The sequence below is a fragment of the Luteimonas sp. MC1825 genome (assembly GCF_014764385.1).
In the GTDB taxonomy this organism is placed as follows: Bacteria; Pseudomonadota; Gammaproteobacteria; order Xanthomonadales; family Xanthomonadaceae; genus Luteimonas.
The window spans coordinates 1,789,140-1,803,424 of the sequence record NZ_CP061714.1 but is presented as its reverse complement, the minus strand read 5'-3'; the positions used below and the strand labels follow the sequence as shown (position 1 = coordinate 1,803,424).

Below are 14,285 nucleotides of genomic sequence, written 5' to 3'. Positions count from 1 at the left end.
CGTCAAGAAGTACCGAGAACCGCCGTATACCGCCGCTGCATCTCCTCGGGGCTGACGGTCTCGAGATGGTGGCCAATGTTCCAGCGGTGGCCGAAGGGGTCGCGGATCGCGCCGGAGCGTTCGCCGTAGAACGCATCGCTCGGGGCCATCAGCAGGGTGGCGCCTGCGGCGACCGCGCGCGCGATGACGGCGTCCGCATCGTCCACGTGCAGGTGCATCGTCGCGCTGTAGCCGCCGGCCGGGTCAGGGCTTCGGATGTCGAACTCGGGGAACTCGTCGCACACCATCAGCGTGGTGCCGTCGAAGTCCAGTTCCACGTGACCGATGCGTCCGGAGGGCTCCTGCAGGCGGAACAGTTCGGTGGCGCCGAATACCTGGCGATAGAAATCGATGGCGGCGGTGGCGTCGGCGACACAAAGGTAGGGAAACAGTGCCTGGTTACTCATGACAATCTCCCGGGTGGCGTCCGCCGACAATACGCCTGAGTCCCGTCGTGCAGGCCGCTTTCCCGCAGTTAGCCCGTTCAACCTGTCGATCCACACGCAACGCCCGGGCACGGCTCCCGCAGCCGGCATTCGACGGAAGCTCGCAATGGTTCAATTCATCCCCAGCGCCGACAACGTCATTGCCGTGTCCATCGAGCACCGGCTCACCAGCGCCGATCTCGTCGCGGTGATGGACCGGCTGGATGCCTGCCTGGCAGCGCACGACACGGTGCACGTGTTCGTGGAAACCCGTTCGCTGGATGCCATCGAGGTCTCCGGCCTGGGCGCGTACATTGCCCGGGCCATGCCTCTGTTCGGCCAGCTGCGTCGCTTCGGGCGGGTCGCGGTGGTCGCGGACCAGGCGTGGGTACGTGTGGGCACGCGGATCGAGAGCGCGTTGCTGCCGTTCGTCAGCTACCGGGTGTTCAAGCCGGAGCAGCGTGATGAAGCGCTGGCCTGGGTTCGCGAAGGCTGAGCCGCGTTGCCGGGGTGGCGCGCCACTACCTCCTGATCTCCAGCAACTCCACCTCGAACACCAGCGACGCACCGGGCGGGATGGTCCTGCCCGCGCCCTCGGCGCCGTAGCCGAGGAACGCGGGGATATGCAGTTCACGGGTCCCGCCAACCTGCATGCCCACCACACCCTCGTCCCAGCCCCGGATGACCCGGCCGAGGCCGAGCTCGAACGCGAAGGGCTGGCCGCGATCGCGGGAGCTGTCGAACTTCGCGCCACGCTTGTCCGGCGCGTTCTGGTCGTAGAGCCAGCCGGTGTAATGCACGCTGACCTCGTCACCGGCCACGGCCGCAATACCTTCGCCCGTCGTCACTTCGATGCGCTGCAGTTCGGTCACGTCCCCGCCGCTGTAGGGCGGAGGGCGGCCGCAGGCGGCGAGCAGCAGCAGGGCGGACAGCGTGGCGGCGTTGCGGAGCAGGCGATGGGTCATTGGATGCGGCGCGTTGGGCGGAACCGGGAGGGTAGCCCGGCGCGAGGCATGTTCGCATCGCGTTGCCGACTCCACCGTGCCAGCCGCCGCGGCGGCCTGCTGCGCAACGATGCCCGCATGGCCAGCCTGCTTGACCAGATCAGCGAAGCCCTCGTCGCTTTCACCCGGCTGAAGACGCCTCCGGCGCTGATCGGCGGCCTCGCGCTTGCCGCGCACAATGTGGTCCGTGCCACGCTGCGCCCCGCCGGCGGTGCGCGCCCGCCCGTCCCGACCCGGGGCTGCTTCCTGCTGTAGGCGGTCATCCTGCAGCAGTGCAATCAACCGGCCAGCCACCTGCCAAGACTTCGCGTAGTCCTCCAGGTAGCCGTCGACAAACCGCAGCGCCACCGCGGCCGCGGGCCAGGCATGCGGCAGGGCGCCGCCGAACATGCGCCGCTGGTGGTGCAACGTCCAGCCCCTTATTCGTGGGCGGCGTCGCGCTGGGGTCCGTGCAGCTCGTGCACCAGTTCGGGGTGATGGTCCAGCAGGGTGAACAGGTTGACCACTGCCGCCACGGGCGCGGCCTGGCCGTTTTCGTAACGGGAAAACGCGTTGTGACCGCCGCCGGTGAGCTCGGCCGCGGCGCGCTGGGTCAGGCCCAACTTGATGCGCACGCGGCGCAGCTGTGCGGCCACGTGCTGGCGTGCACGGGTCACCAGGGCGTCGCCCGCAGCGGCATAGGCAGCGGCGCTGGCGTCGTCAAAAAAGACCTCGCCGCACGCGCTGCACCGCTCGCCTGCCAAGTCCTGGACAACCATCGCTTCGCTCTTGTGCGTCACGGTGAAAGACTCGCCACGGAACGCTGCCAGGCTGTCCGACTGGCCGCATTCCATGCAGTGGGTGTTGTCGTGGGTCATGTCAAAGTGCCTTGAAGGAGATGCAGATGCGAGCGTTGGCGGGGTCGTGCATGAGCTTGACGTAAGCCCACCCCGCTGGCGTGGGCGCCTGAAACAGCCCTGGATTGTTGACGGCCGGCATGGTCTTGTAGAAGTGGCCCACGTTCAGCGCTTCGAGTATTGCCAGCGCTTCCGTACTCGTCAGCCCCATGTCGCGGATGCCGTCGAGCGCGCTGCGGGTAAAACACCCCACGCCTCGCGCCGCAATCGCGGCCTGGACAGCGGGCAAGTCGCAAGTGGCGGACATTTCCCTTCCTTGGGACGTGTACAGGCGCGGAGCAAATGTAACCCTTTAAGGGTAATCGGTCAACCCACGGTGGTCGTCGCGTCCGCGAGCTCACCGCATCGAGTTCTGGCTGGGGACACAGGGGATACACATGGATGCAGCGATCCAGCCAGGACCTTGCCGTGCGGCCTCGATCTCCTGCCTACGGCGTGGAAATCGTCGATGACCACTGATTCCTGGAAGCGCTCCGATGAAGAAGACCCTGCCAAACATCCATCCCGGCGAAGTGCTGAAGGAAGAGTTCCTCGAGCCGATGGGAATCAGCCAGAACGCGCTGGCGCGTGCGGCTGGCGTGCCTCCGCGGCGCATCAACGAGATCGTGCTTGGCAAGCGGGGAGTCAGCGCCGACACCGCGGTCCGTCTGGCGGCCGTATTCGGCACCAGCGAGCGCTTCTGGCTGGGGCTGCAGGCCGATTACGACCTGGAAGAAGCGCACCGGGTCCTGGGAGACGTGGCATCGCGCGTCGAGCGGTTGGCGGCTTGACGCCACCACGCAGCGACTTCCCGCGCTCGGGGTCGCCGCCGCAGCGACATCCCCCCGGTTTTGAAAAGCAGCGCGATTGTCGCCAACCGATCTGCGGGCCCGCTGGCTTGCGGGAGCCTGCTCGCGCAAGCCGCGCCGCTAGCGGGCGCGGCGGCGCCCCTCAGTCGCCCAGGATGCGCGCGACAAGCCCGGAGGCGAGTTCGATCATGTAGTAGGTGTCGTCCTGCGGATAAGGACGCACGTAGGTGTAGCCGGCCGGCGGCGCGTCCCAGCCGTAGCTGCGGTAGTCATGCACGTAGTAGCGCGGCTGCCGGTACTCGACGGGGATGTACTGGCCGCGCGCCCAGCGGCGGTACGCCTTCTCGTCTTCGCGGACGGCCTTCCTGTAGTCGCGCTCGGCTTTCTCGTAGTCCTTGCGGGCGCGTCGTTCGGCCTTCTGCCGGTCCTTCCAGTAGTCGCGTTCGGCCTTCTGGTCGTGGCGGTCATGGCGGTGGTTGTCACGCGCTTCGGCAGTACCGGCGGCGGAGACGGCAACGGTGGCGAGCGCGGCGGCGAGCAGGAGGCGTTTCATGGCAGCGACCTCATGGGGTGGACGGGATGGGCCCCATGCTGTCGGACGCAAGGTGAATGTACGGCCGACGGGCGCACGGAACCTGATCCGGGTGCAGGTAGCGGTCAGGTACGTCGAGGCGGGCGCGCCAGGCTCAGCACGACGGTGCTGGCCAGGATCATTGCCACGACGGCCAGCGACCACAGCACCGGGATCTTGTACACGTCGATCAGCAGCATCTTGGCGCCGATGAACACCAGCACCACCGCCAGGCCGTAAGGCAGCAGGTGGAAGCGTTCGGCCATGCCGGCGAGCAGGAAGAACATCGCGCGCAGGCCCAGCACCGCGAACACGTTCGAGGTCAGCACGATGAACGGGTCGGTGGTGATGGCGAAGATCGCCGGGATCGAGTCCACCGCGAAGATCACGTCGGTGATGCCGATCATCACCAGCACGATGAACAGCGGGGTGAACTTGCGCCGGCTGCCGCTGCCCAGCCACAGCGCGCTGCCGTGATAGCGGCGCACGAAGGGCACGTGTGCGGTGAGCCAGCGCAGCACCGGGTTGTTCTCGAGGTCGGGCTCCTTGCCCGCGGCGAACCACATCTTCATGCCGGTGAGCAGCAGGAACGCGCCGAACACGTAGAGCATCCAGTGGAAGTGGGCCAGCAACGCGGCGCCGGCAAAGATCAGGATCGCGCGCAGCACGATCGCGCCGAGGATGCCGATCACCAGCACGCGCTGGCGCTGCACCTCGGGCACGGTGAAGTAGGTCATCAACATCAGGAACACGAAGATGTTGTCGACCGCCAGCGCCTTCTCCACCAGGTAGCCGGTGAGGAACTCGAGGCCCACGCGCCGGGCCTCGTCGGGGCCGGCGGTCTGGCCGATGTACCACCACAGGGCGGCATTGAAGGCCATCGCCAGTGCCACCCAGCCCAGGCTCCACCACGTCGCTTCCTTGAACGTGACCTTGTGCGCGCCGCCATGGCGCATCAGCACCAGGTCGACCATCAGCGCGATCAGCACCAGGCCGGAGAAACCGGCCCACAACCAGACATTGCCTATCGTTTCCATCGTGATTTCCGGGCAGGGGGAGAGGTCGGCCGCGGACGCAGGCGGCACGGAACCCTTGCTCGGAGATCCGGGGACGCACCTTCGCCATCGCGGCGAAGGTCTTGCTCACAGCCCGGTGGGCTGCCGTGGGACCGGAGCATCGCTGCTCGTAATGACGGCCTGCACGCTGGGAGCTACTCCCCTTCGGCGGGCATTGTGCGGTGCCCCGGCCGCTGCGCGCAACCCGCGTGGCCGCGCCCGGCTGCAGCCCGCGTTGACGCTGCATCGGCCCTCCGCGGGCCGGACCGGGAGATCGGCCATGCAGATCACGCGACGCAGATTCCTCGCGGCACCCGCCGCGCTCTCCGCCGCCCTGCTGCCCACCAGCCTGCTGGCCGCAGTCGAGGCCGAGACCGCGCCCACGCCCGACCTCTCCACCTGGGAATCCGTGCGCGCCCAGTTCGCGCTCGACCCTGCCTGGATGCACTTCGCCAGCTTCTTCATCGCCAGCCACCCTGCGCCGGTGCAGGCGGCGATCGAGAGCTACCGCCGCGCCATCGACCGCAATCCCTTCGTCACCGTGGAGCACGGCATGTTCTCGGAAGGCGCGGACAACCTGCATGTGCATGTGCAGGCCGAGATCGCCGACTACCTGGGCGCGCGACCGCAGGATGTCTGCCTGACCGGCAACACCACCACCGGCCTGGGCTTCACCGATCTCGACCAGTACGTCGCCTGGGAGCAGCAGCAGGCGCCGGTGTCGCCCACCACCGCCGACCGCATGGCGCCTGGCGGATTCCACGCCTACGAGCACCAGTGGGCCACCGCCGCAGCATTCCGCATGCACCGGCAGATGGGGCGTGCGCGGGTTGCCGCGCGGATCCGCGAGCTCAACGAGCAGTGCAAGGCCGGGCTGGCCGCCAACCCGAAGGTGACATTGCACACACCGATGTCAGCGGGGCTGTCGGCGGGGCTGGTGGCGTTCGAGGTGCAGGGCGTGGCGCCGGCGGAGGTGGTGAAGCAGTTGCTGGCGCGCCGGATCATCGCCAGCACGAGTCCCTACGCCATCACCTATGCCCGGCTGGCGCCGAGCCTGGTGAACACGGACGAGGAAGTGGAGCGCGCGGTGCGGGCGGTACGGGAGATCTCCGGCTAGCACAGGGGCTCACGCCCAGTCGCAGGTGATCGTCAGGGCGACTCCCGGTCGCTGACCACGCAACACCGCAGCAAGTTCGGCATCATTCAAGCAATAGCACTACCAACAGGGGAAGACGATGAAGCGACACCATTGGCGATATGGCGTGACCCTGGCCGCGTGCCTCGCTGCCGGCGCGAGCGTGGCGGGGACCGCGTGAGTATGAGGCTGCAGCTCTCCCTCGAATGGTTCCTCAACCCCGATCACCTGCCGCTGATCGCCGGCATCGACCTGGGCTGGTACCGCGATGCGGGCCTGGAGCTCGAGCTGCTGGTGCCGGACGACCACTACGACGGTCTCGCCGCGACGGTCAGCGGTGATGTCGCCTTCGCGTGCAATGAGCCCCTGCACATGATCGACGCGCATCGCCCGGGCCTGAAGGCGCTCGGCTGTTTCTTCGAAACCGACGGCGGCATCCTGCTGCAGCGGGCGGCAGGCCAGCGCCTGCTGGCTGGCGGCACGGTGCGGCTGGCATCGCCGGTCGCCGGCGGCGTGACCGATACGATCGCCCGGGAAATCCTTGCGCGCTGGTGCACGCGCCAGGGTGCGGCGTTCGATCACGCCCAGGTCGCCATCGAGGGTGCCGGCTTCGAACACCTGGCCAACCTGCGCGCGGGGTTCGATGGTGCGTGGCTGTGCTTCGCCAACTTCGAGGGTGTCGAGGCGCGGTTGGCGGGGATGGACACGCACTTCATCACCACCGGCGATGTCGGCCTGCACAATTTCTCGGCGCTCGAGCTCTTCACCTCGCAGGGCTTCCTGGCGGAGCACCCGGCGGTCGTGGACACCGTGACCCGGCTGATCGGGCAGGGCGCGCGCCTGTGCCGCGACGGCCCGGCGCAGGCCGCGGCGCTGTGGTACCGCTACAGCGCCACGCAGCCCACCGGACTGATGGACGCGATCATTGCCGACACCTGTCCGCGCCTGGTCAGCCCCGTGCAGCGCGATGCCGCGCGCTGGCACGGCATGTGGGCGCAGTTCGACCGGCTGGGGCTGAGCCAGGTGGACGAGGCGGGGTATGCGGCGTTGTACAGCTGAGCGAGGGCTGGCCCGCGGCGCGCCCATGGGAATGTTGCGGGCGTTGCCACGCCTACGCGCCTCCAAGCTATCCTCCGCCCGGGGATAACTCAGGGGAAAAACATGCACGCCTCGATCCGCGTAGCCCTCTCCGGCGCCGTGCTGCTCCTGGCCGGTCTGGCGGCTGCCGCCAATGACGCCTTGCCGCAGGCGCTGCCGCCCGAGCAGGAAGCCATTGCGCTGGCCAGCGCGGAACGCACCGGCCGCGAAATCTACGAGCACGACCGGGCCGCTGCGCTGGCGACGGATGCCCTCATGGCCCAGCGCAAGTCCAGGCGCGACCGGCGTGTCAGGGGCTGGGTCACCGAGGCGCGGGCCGATGGCATCGCGGTGACCTTCGTCGACGCCACGCCGGCCGCGCTGTACCGGGTGCTGGTGCCGACATCGGGCGAGCCCGGACCCATTGCGACGCTCGACGCTCCCGAGCCGCTCAGCCCCTTCGAGGCGAGCGCGGTCGTTGCGCGCAACGCGGCGATGGCGGCGCCATTCGAGCTGTGTTCCAAGGACTACAACACCGTGGTGCTGCCTTCAGGCTCGGACACGACCGATCGCTGGCGCGTCTATCTGCTGCCCGGCACCAAGCGCAACGACGCGGTGCCGCTTGGGGGCACGCATCGCATGGACGTGGAGGGCGGGGCGGTCACGGCGCAACGCGCGTTCACGAAAAGCTGTATCAGCCTCGGCAAAGGACGCGGGACGGCGGCGATGATGATCACGCATCTCCTGGATCCGGTGCCCACCGAGGCGCACGTCCACTGGAGCCTGTGGGCCAATACGCCGATGTTCGTGATGACGCCGCCCGACCGCACGATCTGGAGCATCGAGCATGGTGCAATCAGCAAGCTTGATCCGAACGCCGAGGATTGAGGTCGACGCCGCAGCGGCTTCGTGGCCGCGTCGGTCCGAAGCGGCAAGCGTTGCAGCATCAGCCGCAGGGTTCGTTCACCTGCACCCAGCCGTTCGGAACCGCGCGGAAGCGCTTGCCGCCGACGCAGCGTTCGCCGGACGCGAGTGGGCGGAGCGGGGCGGCTCGCCCGCGCGGGATCGTGGACCGCGCCGTCGAGGATCGATCTCCGATGGGTGCGAACTGTCGCAAGGCGTTCTCCAGCTCACGCTGGGCGGTACCGGCTTCGGCTTCCCAGGACTTGACCAGTTGCTGCAGCTCCCACTGCACATAGATGCCCACCACGACGCTGTGCGCGAGCGCGCCCACGAATACGCCAAGCGCGATGCGCCACCAGAGGCCCGCGTACGGATGTGCGTCTTCCGGTTGCGACCTGGGGCGCGGCCTGCGGAACTCGATGTCACTCATGTCCACCGAACCGATGCTCGGCTCGTCGCGCACCTGCGGACTCACCGCGTGATCTCGAACACCGCCGATACGCGTTCGGTGAAGTCGATCGTCGGCTGCAGGTAGCGGCCGCTGTCGATGCGCGAGCCGGTGACTTCGATGCGGTCCAGCGTGGTGGCGCCGTAGCCGTCGGATTGCCTCGAGTTGAGGCTGTTGATGCTGTACACCGGCCCGAGGCCGCCGCCGAACGCCACGGCAAGACCCGCGGCCTTCTCGCGGGCGTCGGCGACAGCGCGTGCACGTGCGTCCTCGCGCAGGCTGGCTTCCTTGCTGGACTTGAAGCTGACATCGGAGACGTCGGTGAAGCCGGCGGCCAGCGCCGCATCGAGCCAGGCGCCAAGCCTGTCGAGATCGTCGAGGCGCACCTTCACTTCGCGGCTGGCGACGTGACCCTGCGACAGGGGGCGATCGTTGTCGTCGTAATCGATGTCTTCGCGCAGCGCGAGGTCGGACGCCGTCATGTCGTCGGATGCCACGTCGAAGCCCGGCGCCACCTTGAGCAGCGCGTTGACCGCACGGTCCACCACGCGCTTGGCTTCTGCGGGATCCGCGGAGCGGTGGCGCACCACCATCGCGACCGTCGCCGAATCCGGCGCCACGCTGACCAGGCCTTCGCCCTGCACGACGACATGCGGTGCGTCAGGGAGCGGGGTCCCCGCCAGTGCGGCGGCGGAGAGCAGGGGGAGGATGACGGCGATCAACCATGGGCGCATTTCTGGACTCCGCGTGCACTGGTGACGGATCAAAGCTCGGAGAGGATGCGTTCCTGCTGTGCCTGGAAGGCGCTCTCGTCGATCGCGCCGCTTGCGCGCAGCTCCTTCAGCGCCGCAAGGCGGGCTTCAATCGTCTGAGCGGGCACCTCAGGTGCCGCGGGTGCCGGGACTGACGTGGTCCGCTCTCCCGCGAGCCCCGCCAACACCACGGGCGAGGCAAGGAAGCGATCGAAGATGTCCTGGTAGAGCTCGGCATAGCGCCGCTTGTAGTGCTTCCAGCCGCCCTTGGGCATGGGGTCGACGCCCTGGAAGTCCTGTGTGGCAAGCCAGTTGCCTTGCGCGTCATGGATGTCGAGGGTGACGTCGTGGGTGAACTCGGGGCTTGCGAAGCCCTGGTCGTAGGACCACTCGCGCAGCGTCATGACCATCAGCAGCCCCGGGCCATCGTGGCGCAGGGCGCGGCTGCGCTCCGCCGCGTCCGAGCCCTTGGGGCTCGGCACGAGCGTTGCCGAATATCCGGCGCGCTCGAATCCGATGCGCAGCCGCTCGCCGATGTACATCGCCAGCGGCGTGCGGTCGGCGGTGTTGCGGCTGATCGGAATGCCGTACAGCTCGCGTGTCATGCCCTCGTACGTTTCATCGCTGTCGCCGTCGAGCACATACGGGCGACTGTCGATCAACGTGATGCGGATGTCCGTGCCGGGCGTGGATGGCGCAGGCACGCGCATGGCGTAGTCCTCCGCCACGATCCTGGCCGCGAAGGCCGGTGCGGCAACCAGGCACGCAGCAAGCAGCATGATGCGCAATGCAGTCTTCATGTTGGATCTCCCCTTGATGCGTGGCCCCGTCCACGAAGGAAGCATAACCCGCGGTCCGGCATACTCGCTGCAGCACCGTGGAGGGGCCGATCTGGCCGGACTGATGAGAATGATCGCGCTGCTTGTGGCGATGTCGGTGGCCGCCGGCTGTGTCGGCGTGCCCGGTCCGGTGACGGGTGACCGGAGCGTGCGCGAGGCGGTGCAGCGCCCGATCTCCGATGCCTGGCCGCGCACGCTGGTCCGCGCGAAGCAGCGGTCGGCCGGTGGCGCGCCGGTGCCGGCCGTGAGGGCGTTCGAGTACGCCTACGCGCCGCCGGATTCGCCCGGCCTGCAGCAGATCCACGTGCGCGTGCGCGACGCCGACCTGCTGCATCGCCTGCCGGAAGTGCAGGCGATGGACGGGCTGTTCGTGCTGCCGCGACGCCTGCGCTATGTCACCGCCGAGTGCGGCGAGTTCGGCGCCTTCTATCGGCCGGCCGAGACCGAGGTGGTGCTGTGCTACGAGACGCTGCGCACGCTCTACGAGCGCGGCCTCGAGCAGCAGCAGCGGGGCGGGCTGGATGACGGCTACCCGCTGCGCTACGTACGCGCCAACATCCGCTTCATCGTGCTGCACGAAACCGGGCATGCGCTGGCGCACCTGCTGGACCTGCCCGTGACCGGCCGCCAGGAGGACGCCATGGACCAGTTGGCGGCGATCCTGATGCTGCGGTTCGCCGACCTGGACGAAACCTCCGCGCAGGTGATCGGCAACCTGCGCATGGCGGCGGACTGGCTCCTCTCCCGCAGTACCGGCGCCTACAACCTCCACGCCTATGCCGACGAGCACGCGCTGGGCGAACAGCGCTACTTCAACCTGCAGTGCCTGATCTACGGTACCGACCCGGCCGCGTTCGCCGACATGGTGGATGCGGGCGACCTGACCCCGGCACGCGCGCAGGGCTGCCCGCGCGAGACACGGATGGCCACGCGCGCCTGGCTGCGCCTGCTGCTCCCGCATCTCGCACCCGACTTCGAGCTGTACGAGGACGAAGCGCAGCGCTACCTGCAACACCAGTGGTGACCACTTCGCGCCTTCGCGAGAACCCGCTCCTGGTTTCGCGCTCCGACACCCCGGGTTCGCCCTGCGTTGCATGAAAGCGGACTTGATGACACAGTCGGTCGCACGCGTGTGCTGAGTCGACCCGTTCGGGGAGCTGACCAATGAATGCAAGCAATCTTGTTTCACCCGTGCGCTGGCTCGGCATGCTGGTGTTGTTGCTGATGGCGGTGGCCGTGATCTACGCCAGCTACACGGCGATTGCGTACTGGCCCTCGATCTCCGTCTAGGAGCGACACCATGAACAAGCGCCAGTCCCGGATCTTCGCCATCGTCGCAACAGGCCTCGCCGCCGTCGCATTCCTCGGCCTGACCCTGTACAGCCATGCGCGCTTCGACGACCTCACCAATGCGGCGGACATCACGCCGGAGGTCACGCACGGCAAGGATGTCTGGCACAAGTACAACTGCATCAACTGCCATACCCTGTTCGGCGAAGGCGCCTACTACGCGCCCGACCTGACCAAGATCGCCCAGCACCGCGGCGAGGCCTACCTCAAGGCCTACATGCGTGACCCGTCGCAGTTCTACGACGAGCAGCGCCATCGCCGCCTGATGCCGACGCAGAACCTCAGCGAAGTCGAGATCGCCAACCTGGTGAAGTTCCTCGACTGGGTGTCCAAGGTCGACAACCAGGGCTGGCCGCCGCGCCCCATCCTGGTGGCCGGCGGCAGCGCCATCGTCGCCGCACAGGGCACCGCCGCGGGTGCGGCGGAGGCCGGGGCCGTCAGGCCCGTGCGCGCGGACAGCGATCCGCGCGCGATCGGCGAGAACCTGTTCGGCACCGCGGTGCCGGTCTGCACGGCCTGCCATTCGCTGCAGCCCGGCGTCCAGCTCGCCGGCCCATCGATGGCGGGCATGGCGGAGCGCGCGGCGCAGACGATCGCGTCCGCGGACTACACCGGCAGCGCCACCGACGTGGAGGGCTATATCCGCGAGTCGATCGTGTCGCCCAGCGCGCACCTGGTTCCCGGGGCGATGTTCTCGGCGGAAGGTACGTCGTTCATGCCCAACACATATCCAGAATCCCTCACCGAAGAGCAGGTCGACCAGCTCGTGGCCTTCCTTGGATCGATGAAATAACACTGGCGGCGTGCTGCGCCGGCACCGGGAGATCTTCCATGCGTTACAAGTCCCAATCAGTGGCCTACTGGTATTTCGCCGTGGCCATGGTGCTGTTCGGGCTGCAGATCGTGTTCGGTCTGCTGTCGGCCGCCAAGTACCTCGGGCCGGACCCGCTGCTGTACATCCTGCCGTTCGACGTCACCAAGACCATCCACACCAACCTGCTGATCGTGTGGGTGCTGACCGGGTTCATGGGCGCCACCTACTGGATGGTGCCCGACGAGTCGCGCACCGAGCTGTACAGCACGAAGCTCGCGTACTGGCAGCTGGGGCTGTGGACGCTGATGGGCGTGACCGCGGTCATCGGCTACGTGTTCCGCTACGGCACCGGCAACAAGCTGCTGGAGCAGCCGCTGCCGCACAAGATCGTCATCGTGATCTGCATGCTGATGTTCCTCTACAACATCGGCATGACCATCAAGAGGTCGGGGCGGTTGACCACGACCGAGGGCGTGCTGATCGGCGGCCTCGCGCTGTCGGCGGTGCTCTACATCCCGGCGCTGCTGCACTACGAGAACTACACCGTCTCGATCTTCTACCGCTGGTGGACCATCCACCTGTGGGTCGAGGGCGTGTGGATGATGATCATGGCGGGCTTCCTCGCCTACCTGCTGATCCGCCTGTCGGGCATCGATCGCGAGGTGATGGAGAAGTGGCTGTACGTGATCGTGGGCCTGGTGTTCTTTGCCGGCATCCTCGGCACCGCGCACCATTACTACTGGGTGGGCGTGCCGCAGATCTGGCTGCCGATCGGCGGGTTCTTCAGCGCGCTGGAACCGCTGGCGCTGGCCGCGATGGCGATCTACGCCTATGCGGCGATGCGGCGCGGCGGGGTGACCCACCCGAACACCCTGGCCCTGCACTGGACCATCGGCAGCGCGATCTTCGCGCTGTTCGGCGCGGGCCTGCTCGGCCTGGCCCACACCTGGCCCAGCGTCAACAAGTGGACCCACGGCACGCTGATCACCGCCATGCACGCGCACTCGGCGTTCTATGGCGCCTACGCGATGATCATCATGGCGATGATCACCTACGCGCTGCCGGGCCTGACCAACCGGCCCGCGGGCAAGCACTCGCCGCTTGGCTACTGGGCGTTCTGGCTGCAGGTGTCGGGCATGTTCGGCATGACGCTGTCCTTCGGCACCGCAGGCATCGCCCAGGTGTACCTCGAGCGGATCATGGGCATGGGCTACCTGGACGCGCAGCTGAAGATCCAGGTGCACTTCATCATGCTGATCCTGACGGCGACGATCTTCGCCACCGGCGTCGCGATGTTCATCTTCGACTTCTTCCGGTATCGGCCGCAGTTCGATGTGATCGCCGACGGTGCCGAGGGCGAGCTGCAGGTGAAACCGGGGCGCTGACCGGTGGATGCGCGCACGGGGCCGGCCGGGGCCGGCCCGTACTACCTGCCCACCGGCAACGAAGTCGGGATCGTCGAGCAGTGCCACGCCGGCGGGCTGGCGGTGATGCTGAAGGGCCCGACCGGCTGCGGCAAGACCCGTTTCGTCGAACACATGGCCTGGCGGCTCGGGCGCCCGCTGATCACGGTGGCCTGCCACGACGACCTGACCGCGAGCGACCTGATCGGCCGGTTCCTGATCCGCCACGACGATACCGTCTGGCAGGACGGCCCGCTGACCCGGGCCGTGCGCGAGGGTGCCATCTGCTACCTCGACGAAGTGGTGGAGGCGCGCCAGGACACCATCGTGGTCCTGCATCCGCTCACCGACTACCGGCGCATCCTGCCGATCGACCGCACCGGCGAGACGCTGGAAGCGGCACCGGGCTTCCAGCTGGTGATCTCCTACAACCCCGGCTACCAGCGCATGCTCAAGGACCTGAAGCCGAGCACGCGCCAGCGCTTCGTGGCGATCGAGCTGGGCTTTCCCGAGCCGCCGGCGGAAGCCGCGATCGTGGTGACCGAAAGCGGGGTGGACGGCGGCACGGCGGTGGCGCTCGTGGAGCTGGCCGGGCGCCTGCGCTCGTTGCGCGACCGGGGCCTGGCCGAGGTGCCAAGCACGCGCCTGCTGATTGCCGCCGGCCGCCTGGTCGCCAGCGGCATCGGCGTGCGCGAGGCGTGCAACGCCGCGGTGGTGTCGCCGCTCAGCGACGACCCGACCCTGCTCGGTGCGATGCGCGAACTCGTTGACGCGATGTTCCCCTAG

The 14,285-nt window shown here is 68.0% G+C and carries 19 protein-coding genes; 10 read left to right on the top strand and 9 right to left on the bottom strand.

Annotated elements, in window-relative coordinates; translation table 11 throughout:
• Nucleotides 1-2 precede the first annotated feature (2 nt).
• The gene (locus IDM46_RS08385; RefSeq protein WP_185115454.1) at nt 3-446 is read right to left on the bottom strand and encodes a VOC family protein; all 444 of its coding nucleotides are present in this window, start codon (nt 444-446) and stop codon (nt 3-5) included.
• Nucleotides 447-459: 13 nt separating this feature from the next.
• On the opposite strand from IDM46_RS08385, the gene IDM46_RS08380 reads away from it, so the two are divergent.
• Nucleotides 460-960: an STAS/SEC14 domain-containing protein gene (locus tag IDM46_RS08380; RefSeq protein ID WP_221441853.1), complete on the top strand. Its 501-nt coding sequence runs from the start codon at nt 460-462 to the stop codon at nt 958-960.
• A gap of 25 nt (nt 961-985) precedes the next feature.
• On the opposite strand, the gene IDM46_RS08375 is transcribed toward IDM46_RS08380, so the two are convergent.
• The 3 genes from IDM46_RS08375 to IDM46_RS08365 form a co-directional block, all read right to left on the bottom strand.
• Nucleotides 986-1,429: an FKBP-type peptidyl-prolyl cis-trans isomerase gene (locus IDM46_RS08375; protein ID WP_185115583.1), complete on the bottom strand. Its 444-nt coding sequence runs from the start codon at nt 1,427-1,429 to the stop codon at nt 986-988.
• Nucleotides 1,430-1,887: 458 nt separating this feature from the next.
• The gene (locus tag IDM46_RS08370; RefSeq protein WP_185115452.1) at nt 1,888-2,325 is read right to left on the bottom strand and encodes a type II toxin-antitoxin system MqsA family antitoxin; all 438 of its coding nucleotides are present in this window, start codon (nt 2,323-2,325) and stop codon (nt 1,888-1,890) included.
• Between the two features lies 1 nt (nt 2,326).
• Nucleotides 2,327-2,611, bottom strand: coding sequence for a type II toxin-antitoxin system MqsR family toxin (locus tag IDM46_RS08365; RefSeq protein ID WP_185115451.1), 285 nt, complete (start codon nt 2,609-2,611; stop codon nt 2,327-2,329).
• A 229-nt stretch (nt 2,612-2,840) separates the two neighbouring features.
• Here IDM46_RS08365 and IDM46_RS08360 point away from each other — a divergent pair, with 229 nt between their 5' ends.
• On the top strand, nt 2,841-3,134 hold the full coding sequence (locus IDM46_RS08360) for a HigA family addiction module antitoxin (RefSeq protein WP_185115450.1): 294 nt from the start codon (nt 2,841-2,843) through the stop codon (nt 3,132-3,134).
• Nucleotides 3,135-3,294: 160 nt separating this feature from the next.
• Here the strand turns inward: IDM46_RS08360 and IDM46_RS08355 are convergent, their stop codons facing one another.
• On the bottom strand, nt 3,295-3,705 hold the full coding sequence (locus IDM46_RS08355) for an RcnB family protein (RefSeq protein WP_185115449.1): 411 nt from the start codon (nt 3,703-3,705) through the stop codon (nt 3,295-3,297).
• Nucleotides 3,706-3,809: 104 nt separating this feature from the next.
• Nucleotides 3,810-4,760 carry a TerC family protein gene (locus IDM46_RS08350; RefSeq protein ID WP_185115448.1) on the bottom strand — a complete coding sequence of 317 codons (951 nt, stop codon included), beginning with the start codon at nt 4,758-4,760 and terminating at the stop codon, nt 3,810-3,812.
• 298 nt (nt 4,761-5,058) lie between these two features.
• On the opposite strand from IDM46_RS08350, the gene IDM46_RS08345 reads away from it, so the two are divergent.
• The 3 genes from IDM46_RS08345 (at nt 5,059) to IDM46_RS08335 (ending at nt 7,878) form a co-directional block, all read left to right on the top strand.
• Nucleotides 5,059-5,895: an aminotransferase class V-fold PLP-dependent enzyme gene (locus IDM46_RS08345; protein WP_185115447.1), complete on the top strand. Its 837-nt coding sequence runs from the start codon at nt 5,059-5,061 to the stop codon at nt 5,893-5,895.
• 201 nt (nt 5,896-6,096) lie between these two features.
• On the top strand, nt 6,097-6,972 hold the full coding sequence (locus IDM46_RS08340) for an ABC transporter substrate-binding protein (protein WP_182820609.1): 876 nt from the start codon (nt 6,097-6,099) through the stop codon (nt 6,970-6,972).
• Nucleotides 6,973-7,074: 102 nt separating this feature from the next.
• On the top strand, nt 7,075-7,878 hold the full coding sequence (locus tag IDM46_RS08335; RefSeq protein WP_182820610.1) for a hypothetical protein: 804 nt from the start codon (nt 7,075-7,077) through the stop codon (nt 7,876-7,878).
• Nucleotides 7,879-7,936: 58 nt separating this feature from the next.
• On the opposite strand, the gene IDM46_RS08330 is transcribed toward IDM46_RS08335, so the two are convergent.
• From IDM46_RS08330 to IDM46_RS08320, 3 genes are read right to left on the bottom strand one after another with little or no spacing between them, the layout of a single operon-like run.
• The gene (locus IDM46_RS08330; protein ID WP_185115445.1) at nt 7,937-8,323 is read right to left on the bottom strand and encodes a hypothetical protein; all 387 of its coding nucleotides are present in this window, start codon (nt 8,321-8,323) and stop codon (nt 7,937-7,939) included.
• Nucleotides 8,324-8,364: 41 nt separating this feature from the next.
• Nucleotides 8,365-9,075, bottom strand: a complete 711-nt coding sequence (locus tag IDM46_RS08325; RefSeq protein WP_185115444.1) for an SIMPL domain-containing protein — start codon at nt 9,073-9,075, stop codon at nt 8,365-8,367.
• 29 nt (nt 9,076-9,104) lie between these two features.
• Nucleotides 9,105-9,893: an SHOCT domain-containing protein gene (locus IDM46_RS08320; RefSeq protein ID WP_182820613.1), complete on the bottom strand. Its 789-nt coding sequence runs from the start codon at nt 9,891-9,893 to the stop codon at nt 9,105-9,107.
• A gap of 109 nt (nt 9,894-10,002) precedes the next feature.
• Between IDM46_RS08320 and IDM46_RS08315 the strand changes: the two genes are divergently transcribed.
• The 5 genes from IDM46_RS08315 (at nt 10,003) to IDM46_RS08300 (ending at nt 14,285) form a co-directional block, all read left to right on the top strand.
• A complete protein-coding gene (locus IDM46_RS08315; protein ID WP_223877939.1) occupies nt 10,003-10,956 on the top strand; it encodes a DUF4344 domain-containing metallopeptidase in 954 nt (317 codons plus the stop codon).
• Nucleotides 10,957-11,096: 140 nt separating this feature from the next.
• The gene (locus IDM46_RS13625; protein WP_255486281.1) at nt 11,097-11,222 is read left to right on the top strand and encodes a hypothetical protein; all 126 of its coding nucleotides are present in this window, start codon (nt 11,097-11,099) and stop codon (nt 11,220-11,222) included.
• A 10-nt stretch (nt 11,223-11,232) separates the two neighbouring features.
• A complete protein-coding gene (locus IDM46_RS08310; RefSeq protein WP_182820615.1) occupies nt 11,233-12,075 on the top strand; it encodes a cytochrome c in 843 nt (280 codons plus the stop codon).
• Nucleotides 12,076-12,113: 38 nt separating this feature from the next.
• Nucleotides 12,114-13,481 (top strand): cbb3-type cytochrome c oxidase subunit I, encoded by a 1,368-nt coding sequence (locus IDM46_RS08305; RefSeq protein WP_185115442.1) that lies wholly within the window; start codon nt 12,114-12,116, stop codon nt 13,479-13,481.
• Nucleotides 13,482-13,484: 3 nt separating this feature from the next.
• Nucleotides 13,485-14,285 carry a CbbQ/NirQ/NorQ/GpvN family protein gene (locus tag IDM46_RS08300; protein ID WP_185115441.1) on the top strand — a complete coding sequence of 267 codons (801 nt, stop codon included), beginning with the start codon at nt 13,485-13,487 and terminating at the stop codon, nt 14,283-14,285.

Bases quoted from the DNA above. Each gene is read 5' to 3' on its own strand.
- IDM46_RS08385 (WP_185115454.1), bottom strand. From the start codon at position 446: ATGAGTAACCAGGCACTGTTTCCCTACCTTTGTGTCGCCGACGCCACC.
- IDM46_RS08375 (WP_185115583.1), bottom strand. From the start codon at position 1,429: ATGACCCATCGCCTGCTCCGCAACGCCGCCACGCTGTCCGCCCTGCTG.
- IDM46_RS08370 (WP_185115452.1), bottom strand. From the start codon at position 2,325: ATGACCCACGACAACACCCACTGCATGGAATGCGGCCAGTCGGACAGC.
- IDM46_RS08365 (WP_185115451.1), bottom strand. From the start codon at position 2,611: ATGTCCGCCACTTGCGACTTGCCCGCTGTCCAGGCCGCGATTGCGGCG.
- IDM46_RS08360 (WP_185115450.1), top strand. From the start codon at position 2,841: ATGAAGAAGACCCTGCCAAACATCCATCCCGGCGAAGTGCTGAAGGAA.
- IDM46_RS08355 (WP_185115449.1), bottom strand. From the start codon at position 3,705: ATGAAACGCCTCCTGCTCGCCGCCGCGCTCGCCACCGTTGCCGTCTCC.
- IDM46_RS08350 (WP_185115448.1), bottom strand. From the start codon at position 4,760: ATGGAAACGATAGGCAATGTCTGGTTGTGGGCCGGTTTCTCCGGCCTG.
- IDM46_RS08345 (WP_185115447.1), top strand. From the start codon at position 5,059: ATGCAGATCACGCGACGCAGATTCCTCGCGGCACCCGCCGCGCTCTCC.
- IDM46_RS08340 (WP_182820609.1), top strand. From the start codon at position 6,097: ATGAGGCTGCAGCTCTCCCTCGAATGGTTCCTCAACCCCGATCACCTG.
- IDM46_RS08335 (WP_182820610.1), top strand. From the start codon at position 7,075: ATGCACGCCTCGATCCGCGTAGCCCTCTCCGGCGCCGTGCTGCTCCTG.
- IDM46_RS08330 (WP_185115445.1), bottom strand. From the start codon at position 8,323: ATGAGTGACATCGAGTTCCGCAGGCCGCGCCCCAGGTCGCAACCGGAA.
- IDM46_RS08325 (WP_185115444.1), bottom strand. From the start codon at position 9,075: ATGCGCCCATGGTTGATCGCCGTCATCCTCCCCCTGCTCTCCGCCGCC.
- IDM46_RS08320 (WP_182820613.1), bottom strand. From the start codon at position 9,893: ATGAAGACTGCATTGCGCATCATGCTGCTTGCTGCGTGCCTGGTTGCC.
- IDM46_RS08315 (WP_223877939.1), top strand. From the start codon at position 10,003: ATGATCGCGCTGCTTGTGGCGATGTCGGTGGCCGCCGGCTGTGTCGGC.
- IDM46_RS13625 (WP_255486281.1), top strand. From the start codon at position 11,097: ATGAATGCAAGCAATCTTGTTTCACCCGTGCGCTGGCTCGGCATGCTG.
- IDM46_RS08310 (WP_182820615.1), top strand. From the start codon at position 11,233: ATGAACAAGCGCCAGTCCCGGATCTTCGCCATCGTCGCAACAGGCCTC.
- IDM46_RS08305 (WP_185115442.1), top strand. From the start codon at position 12,114: ATGCGTTACAAGTCCCAATCAGTGGCCTACTGGTATTTCGCCGTGGCC.